At 71.5% G+C, this 21,798-nt stretch carries 18 protein-coding genes; 9 read left to right on the forward strand and 9 right to left on the reverse strand.

The window, feature by feature from the left end:
- Window positions 1-20 precede the first annotated feature (20 nt).
- The gene (locus tag IEZ27_RS43605) at window positions 21-899 is read right to left on the reverse strand and encodes an NmrA/HSCARG family protein (protein ID WP_189652612.1); all 879 of its coding nucleotides are present in this window, start codon (window positions 897-899) and stop codon (window positions 21-23) included.
- A gap of 85 nt (window positions 900-984) precedes the next feature.
- On the opposite strand from IEZ27_RS43605, the gene IEZ27_RS43610 reads away from it, so the two are divergent.
- Complete coding sequence (locus tag IEZ27_RS43610; protein ID WP_189652613.1) at window positions 985-1,569, forward strand: TetR/AcrR family transcriptional regulator; 585 nt, start codon at window positions 985-987, stop codon at window positions 1,567-1,569.
- A 137-nt stretch (window positions 1,570-1,706) separates the two neighbouring features.
- Here the strand turns inward: IEZ27_RS43610 and uvrB are convergent, their stop codons facing one another.
- A complete protein-coding gene (gene uvrB / locus IEZ27_RS43615) occupies window positions 1,707-3,815 on the reverse strand; it encodes an excinuclease ABC subunit UvrB (RefSeq protein ID WP_229824865.1) in 2,109 nt (702 codons plus the stop codon).
- A 35-nt stretch (window positions 3,816-3,850) separates the two neighbouring features.
- Complete coding sequence (locus tag IEZ27_RS43620; protein ID WP_125630309.1) at window positions 3,851-4,084, reverse strand: helix-turn-helix transcriptional regulator; 234 nt, start codon at window positions 4,082-4,084, stop codon at window positions 3,851-3,853.
- A 212-nt stretch (window positions 4,085-4,296) separates the two neighbouring features.
- Here IEZ27_RS43620 and IEZ27_RS43625 point away from each other — a divergent pair, with 212 nt between their 5' ends.
- Genes IEZ27_RS43625 through IEZ27_RS43635 form a run of 3 tightly spaced genes read left to right on the forward strand, consistent with a single transcriptional unit; the run spans window position 4,297 to window position 7,947 of the window.
- Window positions 4,297-5,925, forward strand: a complete 1,629-nt coding sequence (locus IEZ27_RS43625) for an SPFH domain-containing protein (protein ID WP_189652614.1) — start codon at window positions 4,297-4,299, stop codon at window positions 5,923-5,925.
- A complete protein-coding gene (locus IEZ27_RS43630) occupies window positions 5,922-7,163 on the forward strand; it encodes an SPFH domain-containing protein (protein WP_189652615.1) in 1,242 nt (413 codons plus the stop codon). Before IEZ27_RS43625 ends, IEZ27_RS43630 begins: the two co-directional genes overlap by 4 nt.
- A gap of 10 nt (window positions 7,164-7,173) precedes the next feature.
- Window positions 7,174-7,947: a sporulation protein gene (locus IEZ27_RS43635; protein ID WP_189652616.1), complete on the forward strand. Its 774-nt coding sequence runs from the start codon at window positions 7,174-7,176 to the stop codon at window positions 7,945-7,947.
- A 40-nt stretch (window positions 7,948-7,987) separates the two neighbouring features.
- Here the strand turns inward: IEZ27_RS43635 and IEZ27_RS43640 are convergent, their stop codons facing one another.
- Window positions 7,988-8,926, reverse strand: coding sequence for a PIG-L family deacetylase (locus IEZ27_RS43640; RefSeq protein ID WP_189652617.1), 939 nt, complete (start codon window positions 8,924-8,926; stop codon window positions 7,988-7,990).
- A gap of 179 nt (window positions 8,927-9,105) precedes the next feature.
- Between IEZ27_RS43640 and IEZ27_RS43645 the strand changes: the two genes are divergently transcribed.
- The 3 genes from IEZ27_RS43645 to IEZ27_RS43655 are packed head-to-tail and all read left to right on the forward strand — an operon-like array spanning window position 9,106 to window position 11,614.
- Entirely contained in the window at window positions 9,106-10,170 is a 1,065-nt protein-coding gene (locus IEZ27_RS43645) for a hypothetical protein (protein ID WP_229824866.1), read from the forward strand.
- 9 nt (window positions 10,171-10,179) lie between these two features.
- Complete coding sequence (locus tag IEZ27_RS43650) at window positions 10,180-10,800, forward strand: hypothetical protein (protein WP_125630319.1); 621 nt, start codon at window positions 10,180-10,182, stop codon at window positions 10,798-10,800.
- Window positions 10,801-10,810: 10 nt separating this feature from the next.
- Window positions 10,811-11,614 carry an inositol monophosphatase family protein gene (locus IEZ27_RS43655; RefSeq protein WP_189652618.1) on the forward strand — a complete coding sequence of 268 codons (804 nt, stop codon included), beginning with the start codon at window positions 10,811-10,813 and terminating at the stop codon, window positions 11,612-11,614.
- A gap of 10 nt (window positions 11,615-11,624) precedes the next feature.
- Here IEZ27_RS43655 and IEZ27_RS43660 read toward each other — a convergent pair whose 3' ends face one another.
- Window positions 11,625-12,797 carry an ArsB/NhaD family transporter gene (locus IEZ27_RS43660; RefSeq protein ID WP_189652619.1) on the reverse strand — a complete coding sequence of 391 codons (1,173 nt, stop codon included), beginning with the start codon at window positions 12,795-12,797 and terminating at the stop codon, window positions 11,625-11,627.
- 57 nt (window positions 12,798-12,854) lie between these two features.
- Here IEZ27_RS43660 and IEZ27_RS43665 point away from each other — a divergent pair, with 57 nt between their 5' ends.
- Entirely contained in the window at window positions 12,855-18,443 is a 5,589-nt protein-coding gene (locus IEZ27_RS43665) for a WD40 domain-containing protein (protein WP_189652620.1), read from the forward strand.
- Here IEZ27_RS43665 and IEZ27_RS43670 read toward each other — a convergent pair.
- The gene (locus IEZ27_RS43670; RefSeq protein WP_189652621.1) at window positions 18,416-19,018 is read right to left on the reverse strand and encodes a TetR/AcrR family transcriptional regulator; all 603 of its coding nucleotides are present in this window, start codon (window positions 19,016-19,018) and stop codon (window positions 18,416-18,418) included. The genes IEZ27_RS43665 and IEZ27_RS43670 overlap by 28 nt on opposite strands.
- A gap of 91 nt (window positions 19,019-19,109) precedes the next feature.
- On the opposite strand from IEZ27_RS43670, the gene IEZ27_RS43675 reads away from it, so the two are divergent.
- Window positions 19,110-19,928: an SDR family NAD(P)-dependent oxidoreductase gene (locus IEZ27_RS43675; protein ID WP_189652622.1), complete on the forward strand. Its 819-nt coding sequence runs from the start codon at window positions 19,110-19,112 to the stop codon at window positions 19,926-19,928.
- On the opposite strand, the gene coaE is transcribed toward IEZ27_RS43675, so the two are convergent.
- From coaE to IEZ27_RS43690, 3 genes are all read right to left on the reverse strand, one after another.
- On the reverse strand, window positions 19,929-20,531 hold the full coding sequence (gene coaE / locus IEZ27_RS43680; protein ID WP_189652623.1) for a dephospho-CoA kinase: 603 nt from the start codon (window positions 20,529-20,531) through the stop codon (window positions 19,929-19,931). It lies immediately after the preceding gene.
- Between the two features lie 46 nt (window positions 20,532-20,577).
- Window positions 20,578-21,039 carry a GNAT family N-acetyltransferase gene (locus IEZ27_RS43685; protein ID WP_189652624.1) on the reverse strand — a complete coding sequence of 154 codons (462 nt, stop codon included), beginning with the start codon at window positions 21,037-21,039 and terminating at the stop codon, window positions 20,578-20,580.
- 108 nt (window positions 21,040-21,147) lie between these two features.
- Window positions 21,148-21,474 carry an alpha/beta hydrolase gene (locus tag IEZ27_RS43690; RefSeq protein ID WP_189652625.1) on the reverse strand — a complete coding sequence of 109 codons (327 nt, stop codon included), beginning with the start codon at window positions 21,472-21,474 and terminating at the stop codon, window positions 21,148-21,150.
- Window positions 21,475-21,798 lie beyond the last annotated feature (324 nt).

Genomic DNA, 21,798 nt, shown 5'->3' on the forward strand with positions numbered 1-21,798 from the left:
GTAAGGCGCGACGGTCGGCGCTAGCGGGTCCCGAACAAGGCCTGGATCTGTTCGGCCCCGCCGCGTTGGAGCCATGCCTGGAAGTTCAGCAGGCCAGGGTGGCGTTCGCGCAGTGCCGCGATGTCGGCTCGCCACAGACCGCGCTCGTCAGCGAAAGCACGCTTCGCCTCCTGACCCAGTCCGATGCCGTCGATGGAGACCTGCCGGTAGGTGATCTCGCGCCCGAGGCTGCGACTGATGAGTTCCACAGTCCGTTCGGGGGTCAGCTCATCGCCGGCGATCTCGACCGCCTGTCCGACGTACTCCTGCGGGCGGGTGAAAGCGAGGCAGGCCAAGGCGCCGATGTCGGTGGCGGCGATGAGCTGCACCGGCGTCTCCGGGGCGAACAAGTGCGTGAGCTCGCCGTCGACGATGCCGCCGAGAGGCAGTCCGGGAATGGCGTGGTTCTCCATGAATCGGACCGGCCGCAGGAACGTCGCGGGCAGGCCGAGCGCCCGTATGTGCTGCTCGATCTGCCATTTGCTCTCCCAGTAGGGGATGCCGGTGCCTCGGTCGGCCCCGCCGACCGAGGCGAACACGAAGTGGGAGACGCCGGCTGCCGCCGCGACGTCGGCGAGATCACGGCCACGGCGGATCTCGCGTTCGACGTCGTCGTCGTCGGGCGTGACGCCGAAGACGCCGTGGGCGCCGGCGGCGGCCGCCGCGAGTGAGCCGGGGTCGTCGAGGTTCCCGGCGTACAGTTCGGCGCCTTGGGCTCTCAGCGTCCGGGCGGCTGGGGAGTCCGGGTCGCGGACGAGGGCGCGTACCGGCCGGCCTGCGGCCAGAAGATGGGCGGCGGTGGCGCCGCCTTGGCGTCCGGTCGCACCGGTCACGAGGATGGGCCTGTCGGCAGTGTTCACCAGGGACCTTTCGAGGCGGAGTAAACTGAGACTGTCTCAAGAAATATATTGAGACAGTCTCAACTTGGCAATCCGGGAGCGCTTCATGACGACCGCCGATCCGCCGCCACAGCGCAGGATGCGCGCTGACGCGCGCCGCAACTACGAACGTCTGCTCGCCGAAGCGGCCACGATCTTCGCTGAACAGGGCGTCGAAGCCTCACTGGAGGAGATCGCCCGGCGCGCCGGAGTGGCGAACGGAACTCTCTACAGCCACTTCCCCACCCGGCAGGCTCTTCTGGAGGCGTTGCTGCGCGACCGCATGCGAACGTTGTCCGACACAGCCCGCGATCTCCTCGATCACCCGTCCGCGGACGAGGCGTTGACCATCTGGGCGCGAGCGGCGATGGCGCACACCACGGTCTATCGAGGGCTGGCGACCTCGCTGATGCGCAGCATCGAGGATGAGACCTCGCAACTGCATGCCGCCTGCCAAGCGGTGCTCACCGCCGGCGAGCAGCTCCTCGATCGCGCGCAGGCCGCCGGAACCTTGTGCGCCGATGTCACCGCCTCAGACCTTTACGCCCTGATCAACGCGGCCGCCTGGGCAGGGGAACAGACCTCGCCCGCACAGGGCGAGCGCCTGCTGTCCTTCGGCATCGACGGGATGCGCCCCGCAACCGACGCTTGAGGAGGATCGGAACGGTAAGGACACCGCCTGGTGTCGGCCGGTAGGGGCGTTGGAGAGACGAAAGGCCGGGCTCGGGGCTGGAGCCGAGGTTGGGAGGGTGTGCTTTCACCAGCCGTCGGCTCCTGCTCCTTTTGCTGCTACTTCACGCCTGCCTCGCGCATGTCGCGGAGTTCGCGCTTGAGCTCCTTGATCTCGTCACGCAGTCGCGCGGCCACCTCGAACTGCAGGTCGGCGGCCGACTGGTGCATCTGCTCGGTCAGCGACTCGATCAGCGACTCCATCTGCGCCCGCGGCATCTCGCCGGCGATGGCCTTGGCGTGCTGGCCGGCCTGGCGGGCGGCGAAGCCGGGCACCGGGGCCTTGCCGCGCGACTGCTGGCGGCCGCCGCCGAGCAGCTTGTCGGTGTCGGCGTCCTCGCGCTGGAGGGAGTCGAGGATGTCGGCGATCTTCTTGCGCAGCGGCTGGGGGTCGATGCCGTTGGCCTCGTTGTAGGCCGTCTGCTTGGCCCGGCGCCGGTTGGTCTCGTCGATGGCCCGCTCCATCGACGGCGTGATCTTGTCGGCGTACATGTGGACCTGGCCCGACACATTACGGGCGGCACGGCCGATCGTCTGGATCAGGGAGGTCTCCGAACGCAGGAAGCCCTCCTTGTCGGCGTCGAGGATGGCCACCAGCGACACCTCGGGCAGGTCGAGGCCCTCGCGCAGCAGGTTGATGCCGACCAGTACGTCGAACTCGCCCACGCGCAGCTCGCGCAGCAGCTCGATGCGGCGCAGGGTGTCGACCTCGCTGTGGAGGTAGCGGACCCGGATGCCGAGCTCGAGGAGATAGTCGGTCAGGTCTTCGGACATCTTCTTGGTCAGCGTCGTGACCAGGACACGCTCGTCGCGGTCGGCCCGCTCGCGGATCTCGTGGACCAGGTCGTCGATCTGCCCCTTGGTGGGCTTGACGACGATCTCGGGGTCGACCAGGCCCGTGGGCCGGATGACCTGCTCGACGACGTCGCCCTTGACCCGCCCCAGCTCGTACGGCCCCGGCGTGGCCGACAGGTAGACCGTCTGCCCGATGCGCTCCAGGAACTCCTCCCACTTCAGCGGCCGGTTGTCCAGCGCGGACGGCAGCCGGAACCCGTGGTCGACCAGCGTGCGCTTGCGCGAGGCGTCGCCTTCGTACATGGCGCCGATCTGCGGGACGGTCTGGTGGGACTCGTCGAGGACCAGCAGGAAGTCTTCGGGGAAGTAGTCGAGCAGCGTGTTGGGCGCGGTGCCGGCGGCGCGGCCGTCGAGGTGGCGGGAGTAGTTCTCGATGCCGGAGCAGGTGCCGATCTGGCGCATCATCTCGATGTCGTACGTCGTGCGCATGCGCAACCGCTGGGCCTCCAGCAGCTTGCCCTGCCGCTCCAGCTCCGACAGCCGGGCGGCCAGCTCGGCCTCGATGCCGGCCACGGCCGCCGCCATGCGCTCCTCACCGGCGATGTAGTGGGAGGCGGGGAAGATGTAGAGCTCGTCGTCCTCGGTGATGACCTCGCCGGTCAGCGGGTGCATGGTGGCGAGCTTCTCGATCTCGTCGCCGAACATCTCGATGCGCACGGCCAGCTCTTCGTACTTCGGGATGATCTCGATCGTGTCGCCGCGCACCCGGAACGTGCCCCGGGTGAAGGCCAGGTCGTTGCGCGTGTACTGCATGTCGACCAGGCGGCGCAGGAGCTGGTCGCGGTCGACCTCCATGCCGACGCGCAGCCTGGCCATGCGGTCGACGTATTCCTGCGGGGTGCCCAGGCCGTAGATGCACGAGACGGAGGCGACGACGATGGTGTCGCGGCGGGTGAGCAGCGAGTTGGTGGCCGAGTGGCGCAGCCGCTCGACCTCGTCGTTGATCGAGGAGTCCTTCTCGATGTACGTGTCGCTCTGCGGCACGTACGCCTCAGGCTGGTAGTAGTCGTAGTAGGAGACGAAATACTCGACCGCGTTGTTGGGCAGCATCTCGCGCAGCTCGTTGGCGAACTGGGCGGCGAGCGTCTTGTTGGGCTGCATGACCAGCGCGGGCCGTTGCAGCCGCTCGATCAGCCAGGCGATCGAGGCCGTCTTGCCGGTGCCTGTCGCGCCGAGCAGGACGCTGTCCTTCTCACCGGCCTGGACGCGGCGCTCCAGCTCGGCGATGGCCGTGGGCTGGTCGCCTGATGGAGTCATCTCGGTGACGACCTCGAAGGGCGCCACCTTCCGCTGCAAATCTGTGACCGGACGCATGCTGCCACTGTAGGCGGCGCCACCGACAGAAACCGTCAGGCCGTACGCTCCCCGATGCGGGGGAACGGGCTGGTGGAGAAGACCACCTCGACCGGCAGTTCGAAGTACGCGGCCAACCGCAACGCCAGGTAAAGGCTCGGGCTGTACTCGCCCCGCTCCAAATAGCCGACGGTCTGGTAGTGGACGCCCAGGGCGTCGGCGAGCTGCCTGCGGGTGATCCCGCGTTCGGCGCGCAGCAGCGCGATGCGGTTGTAGACGGTCTCGCTCATCGCCTCCCATCCTCCCAGCCGCCGCCCCCACGCGGACGAGTCCCGGCCGGCGGCGTGCGTCGCTGCGTTCAGTGATCGCCGATGTAGCAGGTCTGCTCTGTCGATAGCACGTCTACTACGGGACGTACTAGACATATGACGACACATTGCAAGCGAACAGTAAGTCACACCCGATACGGTCGGATTCGCCTGTAGCGGAAAAGGAAGGTTCGATGTCACGACCCCGAGAGGCACTGATCCAGGCAGGTCAGGGCATAGCCCAAGCGGTCGCTCAAGGAGGTGACGTGCGGCAGGCGATGAGCCAGGCCATGGGACAGGTCGCCGACCAGGCGGGCCAGTTCGGCGGCCAGCTCACCGGCCAGGCCCCCGGCTTCGCGCTCAACCCGCACGACTTCGCCGCCGCCCGAGACGGAGGCGCCTCCGTCGGCACGCAGATCGAGGCCAGGTCCGCCTCGCTGAACGAGGCCGGCGAGATCGTCAACCGCAGCTTCGCCGAGAACGGCATGCACGTCATCTCCCCGGTGGTGATCCCCAAGGGCGGCACCGCCAAGGTGGTCATCCCGCTGGGCGTCCTCGTGGTGCTCGGCCTGATCGGCGCCCTGGGCGGCATCGTCCCAGGGTCGGCGATCTTCTTCGGCCCCCACTACTGGGTGGTGCTGGTCCTGGCCGCCGCGTTCCTGTGGTGGCGCAGGAGCGTGGTGATGGTGCCCGAGGGCTGCAAGGCGCTGATCACCAAGTTCGGCAAGCTGGTGCACATCGCCGACCCGGGCCGGGTGACGCTGTTCAACCCGTGGAAGCGGGTCAGCTACATCGTCAACACCACGCGCGAGTACCCGTTCAACGCCCCGATCAGGGAGGCGCCGACCCAGCAGGGCGTCAAGGCCAGCGTCGACCTGTTCCTGCAGTTCAGGATCGAGAACCCGGCCGAGTTCATCTTCGTGCTCGGCTCGGTCAGCGGCTTCCAGTCCAAGCTGCAGAACGCCATCAGCGAGGTCACCCGCTCCCTGATCTACGCCCAGCGGGCCGAGGACATCTACGACCTGGTGGGCGAGAGCACCCTCGGCATGCTGGAGAGCCTGAACCAGCAGTTCCTGCCGGCCGTACGGCTCACCGACGTGAACATCACCCACGCCGAGCCGTCCAGCCAGGAGTACCGGATGGACCTGGCCGCCCCCGAGATGGTCCGGGTGGCCAAGGAGGCCTACACCTACGAGTACGAGCTCCAGCTCCGCAAGGAGCAGAACGAGGGCGACCTGGTCAAGGAGCTGGCCGGGCTGCAGGAGACGCTGAGCGCGATCCAGGCCGAGATCGCCGGATACCAGGCCCGGATGGACACCGCGCTCGAACGCGCCAGCCACCAGGCCACCGCCCAGGCCAGGCAGCGCCTGGTCGAGGCCGAGTCCACGGCGAACGCCAACGCCGCGCTCCTGGAGGCCCAGGCCCTGGACATCCGGGCGCTGTCGGCCGCCGAGGCCCCCGAGATCCTCGACTACCGCTTCCAGCAGGACCTGCTGACCAAGCTGGAGTCGGTGGCCACCCGGCTGCCGCAGGTGGTTCAGGTGGGCGAGCAGACCGACATCGACTTCCTGGCCCTGGCCCAGCAGCTCGTGGGCGGCAAGGGCGCGGCGCTGTTCTCCGCCGAGGACATGGCCGCCATCCGCGGCCGGCTCGACGAGATCGCCGCCCGCGTCAGCAGCCGCGAGGACGAGATCGCGGCCCTGCTGAAGAAGGCCGCCGCCGACGTGACCGAGCCGCAGGCGACGCCCGAGCCGGACCACGACCTGGAACGCACGGTCGAGCGCCTGCTGCCCGGCAACCGTAGTGAGGATGAGGTCCGATGAGCCGCGAGTTCTCGAAGATCAAGGAGTCGCTGGCCTCCTGGTCCGACATCCGCCAGCTCCTGCGCGGCGGCGAGCAGGGCCAGCTCGTGCCGGTCGTGATCCCCAAGGACCGGCGCGGCTTCGCCTGGATGGCGCTGGTCTTCCTGGGCCTGTACTTCGCCGGCATGGCCGCGCTCACCGACCTGACCCTGGTCGCCGCGCTGGCCGCGCTGTTCTTCCTGTTCGTGGCCCTGGTCACGATGTGGCGCAAGGCGATCATCGAGATCGAGGAGGGCACGACCGGCGTACGCAGCCGCTGGGGCGCGATCACCGGCACGCTCCCGCCGGGCCGCCACTACCTGTGGCTGCCGTGGGACCGGGTGGACGCGGTCGTCGACACCTCCACCGAGATCCCGTACTCGGCGCCGATCTCGGCCTGCCCGACGGCCGAGAACGTGCCGCTGAAGTCGATCGAGTTCTTCCTGAAGTTCCGCATCGTGGACCCGGTGGCGTTCGTCCGGACGATCGGCGCGGGCAACTTCGACCTCGTGCTCTCCAGCGCCGTGCAGGACGCGATCAGGCAGCGCAGCCGCCGCGTCAACACCGAGCGTGCCTACGACCTGCGCGGCTCCGACGTCGGCGACATGCAGGAGGCGCTCAACCGCCAGCTCGGCCGGTACGGCGTGCGTATCACCGGCGCCAACATCCCCGACGTCCAGCTGCCCGACCAGTACCAGCAGCACCTGGCCACCCGCGAGAAGGTCGCCAAGGAGCTGTCGGCCTACGAGCGCGAGTGGGAGCTGACCCGCAAGCGCCGCATCGACACGCTGCTCATGGAGATCGAGCGTTCCAAGAAGACCCGCGACGCCCGCGTGGTCGAGGTCAAGGCCGCCCACAACACCGCGCGCAAGAACGTGGCGCGCATGCTGGAGGAGCAGGAGACCGAAGCCCAGCGCGTGACGTGGGAGATCGAGGCACGCGGCAGGGCCGACCTGACCGCCGCCGAGAACGAGGCCAAGGCCCTGCGCAGGCTGGCCGAGTCGTACCGTGACAACCGGGCCGTGCTCCAGTACGAGCTGGCCCGCAAGCGCCTGGACGTGGGCGCCAAACTCGCCGAGAACGCCCCCCAGCCCCTGATCGTACGGACCCAGCAGGGCCAGGCCGACTCGGCTCTGTCCACCCTCATCCTGGCCCAGCTGCTCCCCCGCATCTCGGGCCAGGGAACCGTCGCCGGCAACGGCCAGACCCCCACCGCATAGGAGAGACCCCATGGTGTTCCGCAAATTGATGGCCGCCTTCGGCGCGGGCGTCGAGGTCGACACGGTCCTGGCCGGCGCGGGCGTGCGCCCCGGCGAGCCGCTGCGCGGCGTCGTGCACTTCCGCGGCGGCGGCTCCGACTACAAGGTCGAGGGCATCTACATCGACCTGACCGCCGTGGTGGAGGTCGAGAGCGGCGACAACGAGTACAAGACGACCTACAGCTTCCTGCGCCAGCAGGTGGCCGGGACGTTCCAGCTTGCCTCGGGCGCCCAGCACCAGCAGCCGTTCGAGATCATGATGCCGTGGGAGACGCCGATCAGCGCGATCGGCGGGCACCCGCTGCACGGCATGCGGCTCGGCGTGCAGACGGAGCTGGCCCTCGCGGGCGCGATCGACAAGGGCGACCTCGACCCGCTGTTCGTCAGCCCGCTGCCGGCCCAGGAGCACGTCATCGCCGCCCTCGACCGCATGGGCTTCCACTTCAAGAAGGCCGACCTGGAGCGCGGCACGCTGTACGGCTCGACGATGCCGTTCTTCCAGGAGATCGAGTACTACGCGGGCGGCCAGTGGCGGCGGCACTTCAACGAGCTGGAGCTGACGTTCATCGCCGGGCCGCGGCAGATGGACGTCATCCTGGAGGCCGACAAGCGCGGCGGTTTCCTGACCTCCAGCCACGACTCCTACAACCGCTTCACCGTGCGCTACGACGACCACCCGGGCCAGGCCGAGCAGGCGTTGCAGCACGGCCTGGAGCAGATGGCGCGCCGCCGGGGCTGGTTCTAGGGTTCCGGCAGGCGGCCCCTGGGCCGGGTGGAACCCCGGCTCAGGGGCCAGGGACGCGGTACATGCGCTCGGTCCAGGCCCGGTAGCGCCAGGTGTGCCCGACGCGGTAGTCGTGGCCGAGGTAGACGCCGAAGACCCGGCGCTTCAGCTCGCGCAGCGCCCCCACGACGTTGGGGGCCCAGCCGGTCATCGGGTAGCCGCGGTAGGAGACCACGCGCAGCCGCAGCCCGCGGGCGGCGGCCAGGGCGAAGCGCGCCGAGGCCACGTGGTCGGGGTGGTCGCACAGGCCGCGCCGCCGGGGCGGCTCGGGGTCGAGCGTACGCAGCACCGTTGGACGGAACCGGGCATAAAGGGCACTCAGCATGGCGACGACATCGCCCTTGGCCACACAACGCCCCTCAGGCCCGGACACACCTCCCTCAGCGGGCACACCTTCCTGGCCGGGCACGCCTGCCTGGCCGAAGCGCCGTACGCAGGAGCGGCCCTCCCACAACCTGGTCAGGGCGTCGCGGCCGCCGTCGGCGCGCGGGTCGCCGCCGTCGGGCAGCCCGGCGAAGGCGAGCCTGATCGCCGGCCGGTCGGCCAGCTCCTCCAGACGTACGGGGACGCCGCCCGCCGTGATCGTCCGGGTCCGCCAGACGTTGCGCGCCCCGGCCAGGAAGGCGTACGCGGCCCGCAGGCCCTCCGAGCGGTCGTGGGCGTAGGCGACCGGGTCGCGGTCGTCGTCCCAGCCGGCCTGGCCCTCGCCCGCGGTCAGGTAGACGGTCACCGTGGGGCGGTCCTGCTGGACGGCGCCGTACAGGTCGGGGCTCATGAACAGCAGGTCGTCGTCCGGATGGGCCACGACCTGCACGAACTGCTCCCACAGCGACGGCCGGTCGGCCACCGTCCGCGCCGCGGCGGGCACCGCGGGACACGCCAGCACGGCCACCAGCACCAGCGCCAGCGCCGCCGCCGAGAACACCCTGATCCCCTTCATCCCCACCCCCGTGCGTTCCAGTATCGAACCTGGTCAGGTCCCGGTCCTGAGCTGCCAGGGGGAGATGTCATGTCATTCCCGGGTAGGAGATACCTCCTTCCCGTGAGCTGGAAGTAGCATGCCGACGGTCGTTACGATGACCTAGGGGATTGACTGATCGTCGAACGGCGGGGCGAACGATGGCACGGTTCACGGCGGCGCTGAAGCGGGTCGCTCCTTGGGCGGCCCAGAACGCCGACGGCGCCATCGCGCTGTTACTGGCCGTGGTGATCGGCGTCCTCGGCATCATGCCGGACAAGATCGTGCCCACCGACGTGCAGACCCAGCTCGTCAACGCGGCGACGCTGGTCATCATGGCTCTGGTGGCCACCGCCCTACTGCGCGACCGGGTGCGCCAGGCCCCGGTCGAGGAGACCATCACCTCCGGCGCGCTGGCCCAGCTGCCCGTACGGCTGTCGCGGCTGGAGGAGATCGAGGCGCTGGTCCACGGCACCCGCAAGGCCCTCGACGCGCTCCAGCTCGTCAGGGTGCTGGGCAGCAAGCAGGAGATCGCCCAGATGCACGCCGAGGCGCGCAAGGACACCACCCGGTGGAGCTTCAAGGGCGGCACCGGCACCTACCTGCGCGCGGTCACGCTGCCCGAGTGCGTGGCCGCCGCCCGCCGGGAGAAGCGGCACCTCGTGGTCCGGGTCGAGGTGATCGACCCGTCCAACGTCGAGGTGTGCGAGACGTACGCCCACTACCGGCGTTCCCTGTCGGACTCCCCCGACGCGACCGGCGAGACGTGGACGACCGACCGGGTCAGGAAGGAGTCGTACGCGACGATCCTGGCCGCGTTCTGGTACCGCCAGCGCTACGGCCTGCTCGACATCGAGGTCGGCCTGTCGGCGTCGATGACGACGTTCCGCTGGGACCTGTCGGCCACCCGGCTGATCATGACGGTCGAGGACCCCAACCGGGCGATGACCGCGCTGGCCGGCACGTTCTACTACGAGAACTGCGACACCGAGCTGCGGCTCAGCTTCGAGCAGGCGCGGCGGGTGCCGATGGACATGTACAAGAAGGCGCCGCTCAGCGACGAGCCCACGATCGAGGAGGTCCAGGACCTGTTCGGGCGTATCGGGGTGCCTCTTCCCAAGGCCTACGACGGCCGCGACGTCGTCGACATCGCGCGCAAGGCCCTGCGCGCCGTCGATCCGTACGGCGAGACCCGTCCCGGGGCCCTCCGACGACACGTAACGTGAGTAGGGCTCATGAGCTACCGGTCGGTCTACCAGCGGGTCCGCGACGGCCAGGCCAGGTCGTGGGCGCTCGGGGTGCTGACGGGGGCCGCGCGCCCCAAGGCCGTACGCCATCCGCTCGGGTTCGTCTGCCTGCCGCTGGAGCGTGAGGGCGGCGAGGGGGTATGCCTCCACCTGTGGTCCGACTCGCTCAAGCACGCCGAGAGCACCACCTCGCAGATCCACTGCCACAGCTGGGACCTGGTCAGCCACGTGCTCTACGGCCAGGTGCGCAACGTGCACGCGGTGGTCACCGACGCGGGCCCCGACGCCACGCACCGGGTGTTCGAGGTGGTCAGCGGCGCGGACGGCGACCGGATCTCACCCACCGGCCGCACCGTGCGGCACGCGACCGGGCTGGTGGAGCTGTTCGGGCCGGGCGACACCTACACGCTGTCGGCCGACCGTTTCCACAGCAGCGTGGTGCCGGAGGGCGGGGAGGCGGCCACGATCGCGCTCGGACGCGGCCGGCCCGGCAGCCGCGACCTGTCGCTGGGCCCGCTCGGAGGGGGCGGCCACCACGTGCCCAGGGAGCACCTGAACGCCGAGGAGACGGCGCTGGCCGTCCGCCTGATCACCGCCCGCCTGACCTGAGGGGTGCCCGATGGACCTGGATCACGCTCGCTCTGTGGCCGTGGAGGCCGCACAGGCCGCCGGGGCGCTGCTCGCGGCGGGCACCCGCGGGGCCGTCGGCATCCGGGCCAAGGGCGACGCCGGGGACGTGGTCACCGATCTCGACCTGGCCTCGGAGAAGCTGCTGGTCGAGCGCATCCTGACGGCCTTCCCCACGCACGCGATCGTGGCCGAGGAGGCGGGCCTGATCGGCACGGCGGGCGGCGAGTGGACGTGGCTGGTCGACCCGCTCGACGGCACCAACAACGTGGCCATCGGGCTGCCCACGTACGTGGTGGGGGTGGCGCTGTGCCAGGGCGGGCGTCCGATGCTGGGCGTGGTGCACGATCCGGTGACGGCCCAGACGTGGTCGGCCATCCGGGGGCGGGGCGCGGTGGCGTCCACGGGGGCGCGGCTGGCGCCGCCGTACACGGCCAGTCCGCATGGCCCGCTGCTGGCCTGGACCCAGGGTTACGCCGTGACCAGGGACGACGCCACCGTACTGGCGTTGAAGGCGGCGCTGGAGCTCGGCGCGCGGCGGGTGCTGCAGCTGTGGGCGCCGTTGTTGTCGTGGGCGATGCTGGCCCGCGGCGACATCGACGGCATCGTCGGCTACCGGGCCGAGGCGGTCGACCTGCCCGCCGGGGCGCTGCTGGCCCAGGAGGCCGGGATCGAGATCAGGGCGCTCGACGGCGGGCCGTTCGAGGAGAGCATCGACGGCTCGGCCGAGGACCGCAGCTTCGTGGCCGCCCACCCGCGCGCGCTCCCCGGGCTGCTCTCGCTCCTGCCCGGCTGAGCCGCGACCGTCAGCCGAACGTCACCAGGGCCCAGACCGTGGCCAGCAGGCCGGTGACGGCCAGGCCGGTGCCGGTGAGCAGAAAGCGGCGGAGCGGGACCCTGACGTCGTGGCGGCGGCACGACTCGAACCACAGGAGCGTGGCCAGCGAGGCCCAGGGCGTGATCACCGGGCCCACGTTCGTGCCGGCCAGCAGGGCCAGCAGGCGGTCCTGGTCGGCCGCCGGGATGACCCCCTCGATGGCCTGGTAGGCGGGCAGGTTGTTGATCGCGTTGGACAGGCCCGCGCCGACCGCGGCCGTGCGGTAGGGGTCGCCCTCCGTGCCGATCATCCACGTCATCAGCGCGTCGAGCCCGTGGGCGCTGAGCGTGGGGACGACCAGGAACAGGCCGGTCACGAAGACGACGAGCTGCCAGGGGAGCAGGCTCCAGGTCAGCCGGGCCCGGTCGCGTACCAGGAAGGCCGCCACGACCAGCAGGGCCGCGGCGGTGGCGGCGATCGCCACGTGCGCCTTGAGCAGCAGCATGACGATGAACAACACGCAGCCCACCGAGGCGGCGCCGAACAGCACCCGGTCGGCCACCGGCTCCAGCACCGGCGGCGTGTAACGCAGGTCGCGGCGCTCGCCGCGGCGCCAGAAGAACACCCACAGGAACACCATCGTCACCGCGATCGAGGCGAGCTGCGGGGCCCACATGCGGGCGGCGAACTCCTGGGCGTCGAGGCCGAGCTTGTTCATGCTGAGCAGGTTGGTGAGGTTGGAGACCGGCAGCAGCAGGCTCGCGGTGTTGGCCAGCCAGATGGTGGTCATCGCCAGCGGCAGGGCGGCGATGCGGGCCCGGGGCGCCAGGGCCAGCATGACGGGGGTGAGCAGGACGGCGGTGGTGTCGAGGTTCAGAAATATCGTGACAAATGACGCGAAGGCCGTACAAAGAAAGAAGAGCGCGGTGTAGTTACCGCGCCCGAGCACCGCCATCCTGGCCGCGATGGCGTCGAAGACCTGCGCCTCCTTGGTCAGCTCGGCCAGCACGATGATGGCGACCAGGAAGATCAGCAGGGGGCCGATGTCACCGAGGCTCTCGACGGCGTCGCGCCACGGCAGCAGACCGGTCGCCACGAAGACCAGACCGAGAGCAAGCAGCCCGATCCTGATCAGATCGAGCACGCCGAGACGCCGCCACACTCGACGATGATCGCACACTGACTCCAAAAGGCCGATTCCACGGTGGATACTGAGCAGATGGCACGTGACGGCAGGCCGACCGAGATCTTCGTCAGCTACTCCCCCGCCGACACCGCCTGGGCGACCTGGATCGCCTGGGAGCTGGAGGCCGCGGGTTTCCGCACCATGATCCAGGCGTGGGACTTCGTGCCGGGGACCAACTTCATCGACTTCATGGACCGCGGGGTCAGCGAGGCGCAGCTCGTCGTGGCCGTGCTCTCGCGCAACTACCTGACCTCCCGCTACGGCCGCATGGAGTGGCAGGCGGCGATGCGCGCCGACCCCGACAACCCCTCCAACAAGCTCGTCACGATCCGGCTGGAGGACGTCCAGCTCGAAGGGCTGCTGTCCACGATCACCTGGGTCGACCTGCTCGGCGTCACCGACTCGGGGCAGGCCAGGGCGCTGCTGCTGGGCCGGGTCAAGGAGGCCATGGCCGGACGGGCCAAGCCGGAGGCCGCCCCCGCCTTCCCCACCGGGCGCACGGTCGCGCCCCCGGCCCCGACGCTGCCCCCGCCCGGCGACCTGGCCAGGGCCCGCCGCACCCCGGTCACGGCCCCCAAGTTCCCGCCCGCGGGCGGCGACGGCCGGGGCCGCGAGTCGGTCAACGTCCTGCACATCGGCGGGCCGCGGTTCGGCAGGGCGCTGCCCGACCCCGGCGAGCCGTTCACGCCTGAGGACATGCAGGCCCGCATCTGGGCCGACCTGACCGCCATGTACGACCGCGGCATGCCGCGCCCCGACCTCATGGTGGTGAGCGGCGACCTGACCGAGTCCGGCACCCTCGGGCAGTTCGGACAGGCCACGCAGTTCGTCACCGACCTGCGGCTGCTGATCGGGCTGGAGCCCCACCGGCTGGTGCTGCTGCCCGGCCCGCGCGACGTCACCAAGGCCGCGGCCAGCGCGTACTTCATGACCTGCGAGGCCGACGACGTGAGCCCGCAGCCCCCCTACTGGCCCAAGTGGCGGCATTTCGCCGGCCTGTTCCGCGAGGTCTACCAGGGCCTGGACGACCGGGTGTTCGACGGCGGCCAGCCGTGGACCCTGTTCGAGGTGCCCGACCTGAAGGTGGTCGTGGCCGGGCTCAACTCCACGATGGCGATGAGCCACCTGGAGCGCGACGCCTACGCGCAGCTGGGCGAGGCGCAGGCCGCGTGGTTCGCCGAGCGGCTGCGCCCCTACGAGGAGAGCGCCTGGCTGCGGCTGGGCGCGATCGGCCATCCGCCGGCCGCGCTGCGCGACGCGCCCACGTTCGACCGGCTGCTCACCCACCGGCTCAACCTGCTCTTCCACGGGTCCGGCGCCGGTGACGCGACCGAGCCCAGGCCCGGCTTCGCCGCCGTCGTGGCCCCGCGTTCCGGCCGCCACCAGGTGGTCGAGATCACGCCCGACGGCATGCGCACCTGGACGCCCGACGCCGACAAGCCCGTACGCGCCCGGCACGGCTGGCGGGCGGTCCGGGCCACGTTCACCGGCGAGAGCCCCGACGCCCCGCCGCCCGCCCCCAAGCCGGAGGAACGCGAGCCGAGCCCCGTCGAGCTGCTGCTCGACCGCATCACCGAGGTGTGCGAGGCCCGGCACGAGCGGGCCAGGATCCGCCGGTTCCCCGACCACCTGGTGGTCACCCACCCCGAGGACGGGTTCGTCCGCCAGCTCATGATCGGCGCGCACGTCGGCGAGCTGGCCGAGGCCGCCGCGACGGATTTCGCCCGCCGCGCGCACGCCGCCGACCTGGCCGCCGAGCTGGTCTACCAGGGCCCGCCGGCCCCGCGCGCGCTCCGCGACGACCTCATGCGCAAGGGTGTGCGGATCCGCAGCTTCACCGAGTTCCAGGGCCTGCTCGACCTGTCGGGGTACGTCGCCGAGCAGACGACCAGGCTCACCGGCGACCGCCGTTACCCGCCCGGCCTGTACGTCCCCCAGCGCTACCGCGAGCTCGACCGGCCCGGCAACCAGATCAGGCAGGGCCTGACCGACGAGCTGATGCGGCTGCTGGCCACCGACCACGGCCGGTTCCTGCTGATGCTCGGCGACTTCGGCCACGGCAAGACGTTCGCGCTGCGCGAGCTGGCCAGGCGCATCCCGATCGAGCTGCCGCACCTGACGCCGATCTTCATCGAGCTGCGTGCCCTCGACAAGGCGCACTCGGTCGACGCCCTGGTCGCCGCGCACCTGGCCGGGCACGGCGAGGAGTTCATCGACCTGAAGGCGTTCCGCTACCTGCTCCGGCAGGGCCGGATCGTGTTGCTGTTCGACGGGTTCGACGAGCTGGTCACCCGGCTGACCTACGACCGGGCGGCCGATCACCTGGCCACCCTGCTCGCCGCCGCCGAGGACAAGGCCAAGATCGTGGTGGCCAGCCGTACGCAGCACTTCAAGTCGCACAGCCAGGTGCTCACCTCGCTCGGCGAGATGGTGGGCGTGCTGCCGCAGCGCCGGGTGCTCAGCGTCGAGGACTTCACGCACGACCAGATCCGCTCCTACCTGGCCAACAGGTTCGACGACGGCGTCGAGGCCGGCGCGCGCATGTCGCTCATGGCCGAGATCAAGGACCTGCTCGCGCTGGCCCAGAACCCGCGCATGCTCAGCTTCATCGCCGACCTCGACGCCGACCGCCTGCGTACGGTCGCCGGCGCCCAGCACACCCTCAGCCCCGCCCTGCTGTACGAGGAGATCCTCAGCAGCTGGCTGTCCTTCGAGGAACGGCGGGCCCGGGTCCCCGGCTCCCCGGGGGCGCTGACCATCGGCGAGCTGTGGCGGGTGGTGACCGCGCTGGCGCTGCGCCTGTGGGACAGCGGCGAGACCCTGCTCGGCGTGGACGAGCTGACCGAGATCGGCGAGACCCTGACCGACCTGGCCTCGGGCCAGCTCTCCCCCGCCCACGCCGCGCACGCGATGGGCTCGGGCAGCCTGCTGGTACGCACCGAGGAGGGCATGTTCGGGTTCATCCACGCCTCGGTGATGGAATGGCTCATCGCCCGGCACATCGCCGCCACCCTGGACAACCCGCTCCCGCTGGCCCGGCGGCCGCTGTCGGCGCTGACGGTGGAGTTCCTGTGCGACCTGGCCGACGTACGGGCCCTGCGTGCCTGGGTGGCCGACCCGCCCGCCGACGACGTGTCCAGGGCGAACGCGGTCAAGATCTCGGCCAGGCTGCGTACCCCTGCCAAGGCCGACCTGCGCGGCGCGAACCTCAAGGGCGAGGACCTGTCGGCGCGCGACCTCCAGGAGGTCGACCTGACCGGCGCCGACCTGTCGGAGGCCACCCTCGTCGCCACCGACCTGTCCAGGGCGGTCCTGCGCGACGCCAGCCTCGCGGGCGCCAGGCTCGACGGCGCCCGCCTGACCGGCGCCGACCTGACCGGCGCAGACCTGTCGGGAGCGCGCCTGGCCCAGGTCGACCTGAGCGACGTCGCGGTCGAGGGCGCCCGCTGGCACCGGGCCTCCCTGATCAACGTGACCGGCACGCTGCCCCACCTGCCCGGCGCGGCGGTGGTGCCGGGCCAGCCGGTGGAGGTGGAGTTCGCGCCCGCCGGGATCGGCGTCCCGTACGGCTACCACTTCCAGACCTCCCGCCTGCCCGAGCCCATCGCCTACAGCCCCGACGGCTCGACCGTGGCGATCGGCAACGAGGACGGCGGTGTGCTGCTGTGCGCCGGCGGCTCGCCCGTACGCACCCTCCAGGGCCACCACGGCCGCGTCTACGCCGTCACCTTCGCCGGCGACCTGCTGGCCACCGGCGCCAGCGACGGAACGGTCCTGCTCTGGGACACGCTCACCGGCCGCCGCCTGCGTACCCTGACCGGCCACCCCGACGGCGTGTGGCCGGTGCGCCTGAGCGCCTCCGGCGACCTGGTGGCCGCGGGCGGCGGCGACGGCGTCGTACGGGTGTGGGAGACCGCGAGCGGGCGGCTCGTGCACGAGCTGCCGGGCCACCGCGCGCCGGTCTACACCGCCTCCTTCGGCCGCTCGCAGCTCGTGACCGGCGACTCCGCGGGCGTCGTACGGGTGTGGGACCTGTCCACCGGCGAGCCGGCGGGCACGCTCGACGGCCACCGCGGCAGCGTCTACCGGGCCGTGCACAGCCCTGACGGCACCCTGCTGGCCACCGGCGACGAGGCGGGCACGATCCGGCTCTGGGACACCGCGACCTGGTCGCCCCTGCACGTGCTGACCGGCCACGCCGGCAGCGTCTACTGCCTCACCTTCTCCCCCGACGGCTCGATGCTGGCCAGCGGCGACACGGCCGGCAGCGTACGGCTGTGGGAGGCGATCGGCGAGCCGCTCGGCGTCCACACCGCCCACACCGCGGCCGTCTACCAGGTGGCCTTCAGCCCCGACGGCCGTACGGTGGCCAGCGGCGACTCCGGTGGCACGGTCCGGCTGCAGCCGGTGGGTGGCGGGAAGCGCATCGAGCTGGCGGGGCACCGCAGCTCGGTCTGGCCGTTCGCGTTCCGTCCCGACGGCCAGCAACTCGCCACCAGCAGCAACGACGGCACCGTCCGCCTGTGGGACCCCTCCACCGGGCAGTGCCAGCGGGTGCTGCGCGGCCACGGCAGGCGGATCTCGTCCGTACGCTTCAGCGCCGACGGCTCGATGCTGGCCACCAGCGGCAACGACGGCGTCGTCCGCGTGTGGGAGCCGCGCACCGGGCGGCGGCTGCGGGAGTTCACCGGCACCGCCGACCGGCTGATCTCCGCCCTGTTCTCCCCGGCAGGCCCGGTGCTGGCCACCTCCAGCAACGACGGCGGCGTGCACTTCTGGAACGCCACGACCGGCGACTACGAGCGCGAGCTCAACGCCGAGACCGACCACGTCTGGGCCGAGGCGTTCAGCCCCGACGGCGACATGCTGGCCACGGCCAACGACGACGACAGCGTCAAGATCTGGTACCGCCCGACCGGCCGCATGGCCGTCGACCTGGTCGACCACCGGGGCCGGGTGCGCTCGATCGCCTTCAGCCCCGACGGCGACTACGTGGCCACCGGCTGCGACGACAAACTCGTCCGCCTGTGGCACGTCGCCTCCGGCGGCCGGGTGGCGACGCTGGAGGGCCACACCGACCGGGTGTACTCGGTGGCCTTCTCCCCCGACGGCCGCTACCTGGCCAGCGCCGGCAACGACGGCCGCGCGATGATCTGGGAGCTGCGCCCGGGCCAGCCCTGGCAGCCGCGCCTGGCGCACACGCTCGACCGGCACGACGGCCGGCTGTGGAGCCTGGCCTTCGACGCCACGGGCCGCCACCTGGCCACCGGGGGCGACGACCTGATCGTACGGGTGTGGGAGACCGAGACCGGGCGGCTGCTGCACACCCTTCCCGGCCACGCGCGCCGGGTGTGGTCGGTGGCCTACAGCCCCACGTCCGACCTGCTGGCCAGCGCGGGCGACGACGGCGTGGTGATTCTCTGGGAGGACGGCGAGCGACGGGCGACGCTGCTCGGGCTGCCCGAGGGGTGGGCCGCCCTGACGCCCGACGGCCGCTACAAGGTGCACGGCGAGCCGGGCGGGCAGTTCTGGCACGTCATCGGGATGTCACGGTTCGAGCTGGGCGAGCTCGACCCGTATCTGCCGGGGGTGCGTCAGGTGCCGCTCGACTCGCCGTTCTGAGTGCTGACCTCGCCCGACATCGGGCGGCCGAGCAGGCCGCTCGCCACGGTCTCGACGTACGGGGCCAGGTCGGCGGCCTCGGCGGCGGCCAGCGCCGGGGTGCCGACGACCGAGCGCAGGATGCCGATGCCGACCAGCCAGGCGCTGAGCAGCTCGGCCCGCAGCCCGGCGTCGGCGCCCTCGGCCAGGTCCTCCAGGGCGCGGACGTAGGTGGCGCACACCTCTTCGCGGATGCGCTGCCTGGTGTCGTCGTGGGCCGACGAGCGCAGCATGGCGAGCAGGGGGTGCTCGCCGCCGTAGGTGCTCCAGTCGTGGAAGACGACCTCGCGCGCCATGCGGGCGACCAGTTCCTCCGGCGGGCCCGCCAGCAGGTCGGGGCCGCCGGGCGCGGTCGCCGTGGCCTCGTCGAACAGCTGCTTCTTGGAGCCGAAGTAGCGGAAGATCAAGGTGGCGTCCACGCCCGCGTCGCGGGCGACGTCGCGCACGCTGGTCGCGTCGTAGCCCTCGCGGGCGAAGCGCAGCCTGGCCGTCTCCAGCAGGCGGGCGCGGGTGGCCTCCCGGTCCCTCTTCGGCACGGTTCCTCCCCAGTCATCGATCGTTGACATCGTAGTGGACGGGTGTGCTAGCGCCGCTCAAGTCAGCGTTCGATGACTTAAGGGGCGAAATATGCGGACTTATGTCGTGGCGGGTGGCACTTCCGGCATGGGGCGAGGGCTTGCCCTGCACCACCTGCGGGTCGGCGACCGGGTGACGGTCGTGGGCAGCGATCCCGGGCGCGGGCAGCGGTTCCTCGACGACGCGGCCCGGCTCGGCGCCGCCTCGCGGGCGGCGTTCGTCCAGGCCGACCTGACCTCGGTCGCGGCGAACCGGCGGGTGATCGACGAGATCGGCGCCCGGTACGACGCCCTCGACGGCCTGGTGCTCACCGCGCTGCGCCACTTCCCCCGGCGCACCGAGACCCCCGACGGCTTCGAGGCCACCTTCGCCCTCTACTACGTCAGCCGCTTCCTGCTCAGCCACGGCCTGACGGACCTGCTGGAGCGCGGCGGCTCACCGATGATCGTGAGCATCTGCGGCGTCGGGATCACCAAGGGCCGCCTCCACTGGGACGACCTCACCCTCAAGGACGGCTACAGCGGCCTCAAGGCCATGCTCCAGGCCGGCCGCGCCACCGACCTGCTCGGCGTCGCGTACGCCGCCGCCCACCCCGGCGGACGCACCCGCTTCCTGCTCCACCACCCCGGCTTCACCGACAGCGGCACCGGCTCACTCACCCAGCCCACCAGGACGATCGTCAGACTGCTGGCCAGGCTCCTCGCCCAGCCCGTGGAACGCAGTATCCAACCGATCATCGAGCTCATGGCCGACCCGCCGCCGGGCCGCCTGCTCGCCTACGACCGCCGCACCCCCGTGGACCCGTCGCTGCCGACCCTCGACCCCGAAGCCGCCCGCCGCCTGTACGAGCTGACCCGCCACCTGCTCTGACTACCCCCGGGCGGCGCGGCGGACGAGCTCGTCCCAGACCTCCTCGACCCGGGCCTCCAGGTCGTCGAGCGACCCCTCGTTGAGGATCACCAGGTCGGCGGCGGCCAGGCGTTCGTCCCGGCCCGCCTGGGCGGCGATGCGGGCCCTGGCGTCGGCCCCGGACATGCCCCGATGGTCGGCCAGTCGCCGGATGCGCACCTCGTCGGCCGCGTCGACGACGATCACCACGTCGTACATGGGGGCCAGCTTGTTCTCCACCAGCAGCGGCACGTCGTAGACCAGGATCGCGTCGTCGGCGGCCTGCCCCTGCAACTCGGCCACCCGCTCCCCCACCAGCGGATGCACGATCGCGTTGAGCGCGGCCAGCCGCTCGGCGTCGGCGAAGACCACCGACCCCAGCTTCTCCCTGTCCAGCGAGCCGTCGGGACGCAGCACGCCCTCCCCGAACGCGGCCACCACGCGGGCCAGCCCCACGGTGCCGGGCTCTACCACCTCACGCGCGATCCTGTCGGCGTCGATCACCACGGCGCCCCTGGCCGACAACCGCCTGGACACCTCGCTCTTGCCCGATCCGATGCCGCCGGTGAGCCCAATCTTCAGCACCGGGAAAGACTACCCATCTCGGCGTGACCGGTCATCCCAGGCGCGTTCACACCCCGGGAAGGGTGCGGCGCAGGTGGATCAGGGTCAGGTGGTCGTCCATGCGCTCGCGGCGGGTCTCCCGGTAGCCGAGCCGCCGGTAGAGCCGCAGGTTGCCCTCCGACAGGTGGCCGGTGAACAGGTCGAACGCCTCCGCCTGCGGCACCTGCTCGTGCAGGGCTTCGAGCAGGGCCGTGCCGAGCCCCTGGCCCTGCCGGTCGGGGGCCACCACGAGCCGCCCGACCAGGCAGGTGGTGCCGGCCACCTGCCCGCGTACGGCGCCGACGATCCGGCCCGCCTCGACGGCCTTGAGCACGACGGCCGCCTCGACGGCCTTGCGCATCTGCTCCAGCGACTCCACGAGCGGGGGGATGAAGGGGTCGCCGTAGAGCTGGGCCTCGCTCACGTACGCCGCCCGCTGCAGGGTGAGGATCTCGCCCGCGTCCGACGCCACCGCCCGTTCGACCGTCACGCCAGCACCCTACCGGCTGCCCCCGCCGCGGTTGCTCCCAACCGGCCCACCCCGCCGGCTCACCTCACCGGTCACCCCGCCGATCACGCTGCCGGCTCACCTCACCGGTCACCCTGCCAGCTCGCCCTGGCAGAACGTGCCGGCCTTCGGCAGCACACCGTTGACCAGGTAGTCGTGCACCTTCCTCCGCAGGCACGCCGCCCGCAGCCGGCTCACGCCCTGCGCCAGGTACGCGCCCTGCCCGTCACCGTGCCACAGGACCCGCGCACCGGGGAGCTGCCCGGCCGCCCAGGCCGCGGACGGCGTACGGCTGTCCAGCCGTCCCATCCCGACCAGCGCGGAGGGCGTCCTGAGCCCGGCCGCGACCGGGTGCGGCGGCCAGCCCGGCGACCGCGCGGCCCCCAGGCACCTGCCGGCCTCCACCCGCCCGCTCAACCACCCCACCCGCGGCGCCACTTTCCGCAACCGCGCCTCAACCCCCAGAAACCACCGATAACCAGGCACGGCCAACCCAAAGTCATGACACCACCGAACCCCCTCCACCGTCCCCACCTCCCCACCCAGGCCCTCCCACTCCGACCCAAAGGCCACCTCCCCACCCGCAGCCCCCCACACAGAGCCAGAAACCGCCTCCCCACCCCCGGACGCCTCCGCAGGTCCGGAAGCTGCATCCCCGCTTTCTGGCACCCGCGCAAGGCCAGGAACCGCCTTCCCCCTCCCAGGCACCCGCATAGGGCCGGAAGCCGCCTCCCCACCCCC

This window comes from Nonomuraea spiralis, from assembly GCF_014648435.1.
Taxonomy (GTDB): domain Bacteria; phylum Actinomycetota; class Actinomycetes; order Streptosporangiales; family Streptosporangiaceae; genus Nonomuraea; species Nonomuraea spiralis.

Excerpts from the sequence above, each read along its gene's own strand:
- IEZ27_RS43610 (WP_189652613.1), top strand. The coding sequence starts at position 985 with ATGACGACCGCCGATCCGCCGCCACAGCGCAGGATGCGCGCTGACGCG.
- IEZ27_RS43635 (WP_189652616.1), top strand. The coding sequence starts at position 7,174 with ATGGTGTTCCGCAAATTGATGGCCGCCTTCGGCGCGGGCGTCGAGGTC.
- IEZ27_RS43640 (WP_189652617.1), bottom strand. The coding sequence starts at position 8,926 with ATGAAGGGGATCAGGGTGTTCTCGGCGGCGGCGCTGGCGCTGGTGCTG.
- IEZ27_RS43645 (WP_229824866.1), top strand. The coding sequence starts at position 9,106 with ATGGCACGGTTCACGGCGGCGCTGAAGCGGGTCGCTCCTTGGGCGGCC.
- uvrB (WP_229824865.1), bottom strand. The coding sequence starts at position 3,815 with ATGCGTCCGGTCACAGATTTGCAGCGGAAGGTGGCGCCCTTCGAGGTC.
- IEZ27_RS43650 (WP_125630319.1), top strand. The coding sequence starts at position 10,180 with ATGAGCTACCGGTCGGTCTACCAGCGGGTCCGCGACGGCCAGGCCAGG.
- IEZ27_RS43665 (WP_189652620.1), top strand. The coding sequence starts at position 12,855 with ATGGCACGTGACGGCAGGCCGACCGAGATCTTCGTCAGCTACTCCCCC.
- IEZ27_RS43675 (WP_189652622.1), top strand. The coding sequence starts at position 19,110 with ATGCGGACTTATGTCGTGGCGGGTGGCACTTCCGGCATGGGGCGAGGG.
- IEZ27_RS43625 (WP_189652614.1), top strand. The coding sequence starts at position 4,297 with ATGTCACGACCCCGAGAGGCACTGATCCAGGCAGGTCAGGGCATAGCC.
- IEZ27_RS43630 (WP_189652615.1), top strand. The coding sequence starts at position 5,922 with ATGAGCCGCGAGTTCTCGAAGATCAAGGAGTCGCTGGCCTCCTGGTCC.
- IEZ27_RS43620 (WP_125630309.1), bottom strand. The coding sequence starts at position 4,084 with ATGAGCGAGACCGTCTACAACCGCATCGCGCTGCTGCGCGCCGAACGC.
- IEZ27_RS43655 (WP_189652618.1), top strand. The coding sequence starts at position 10,811 with ATGGACCTGGATCACGCTCGCTCTGTGGCCGTGGAGGCCGCACAGGCC.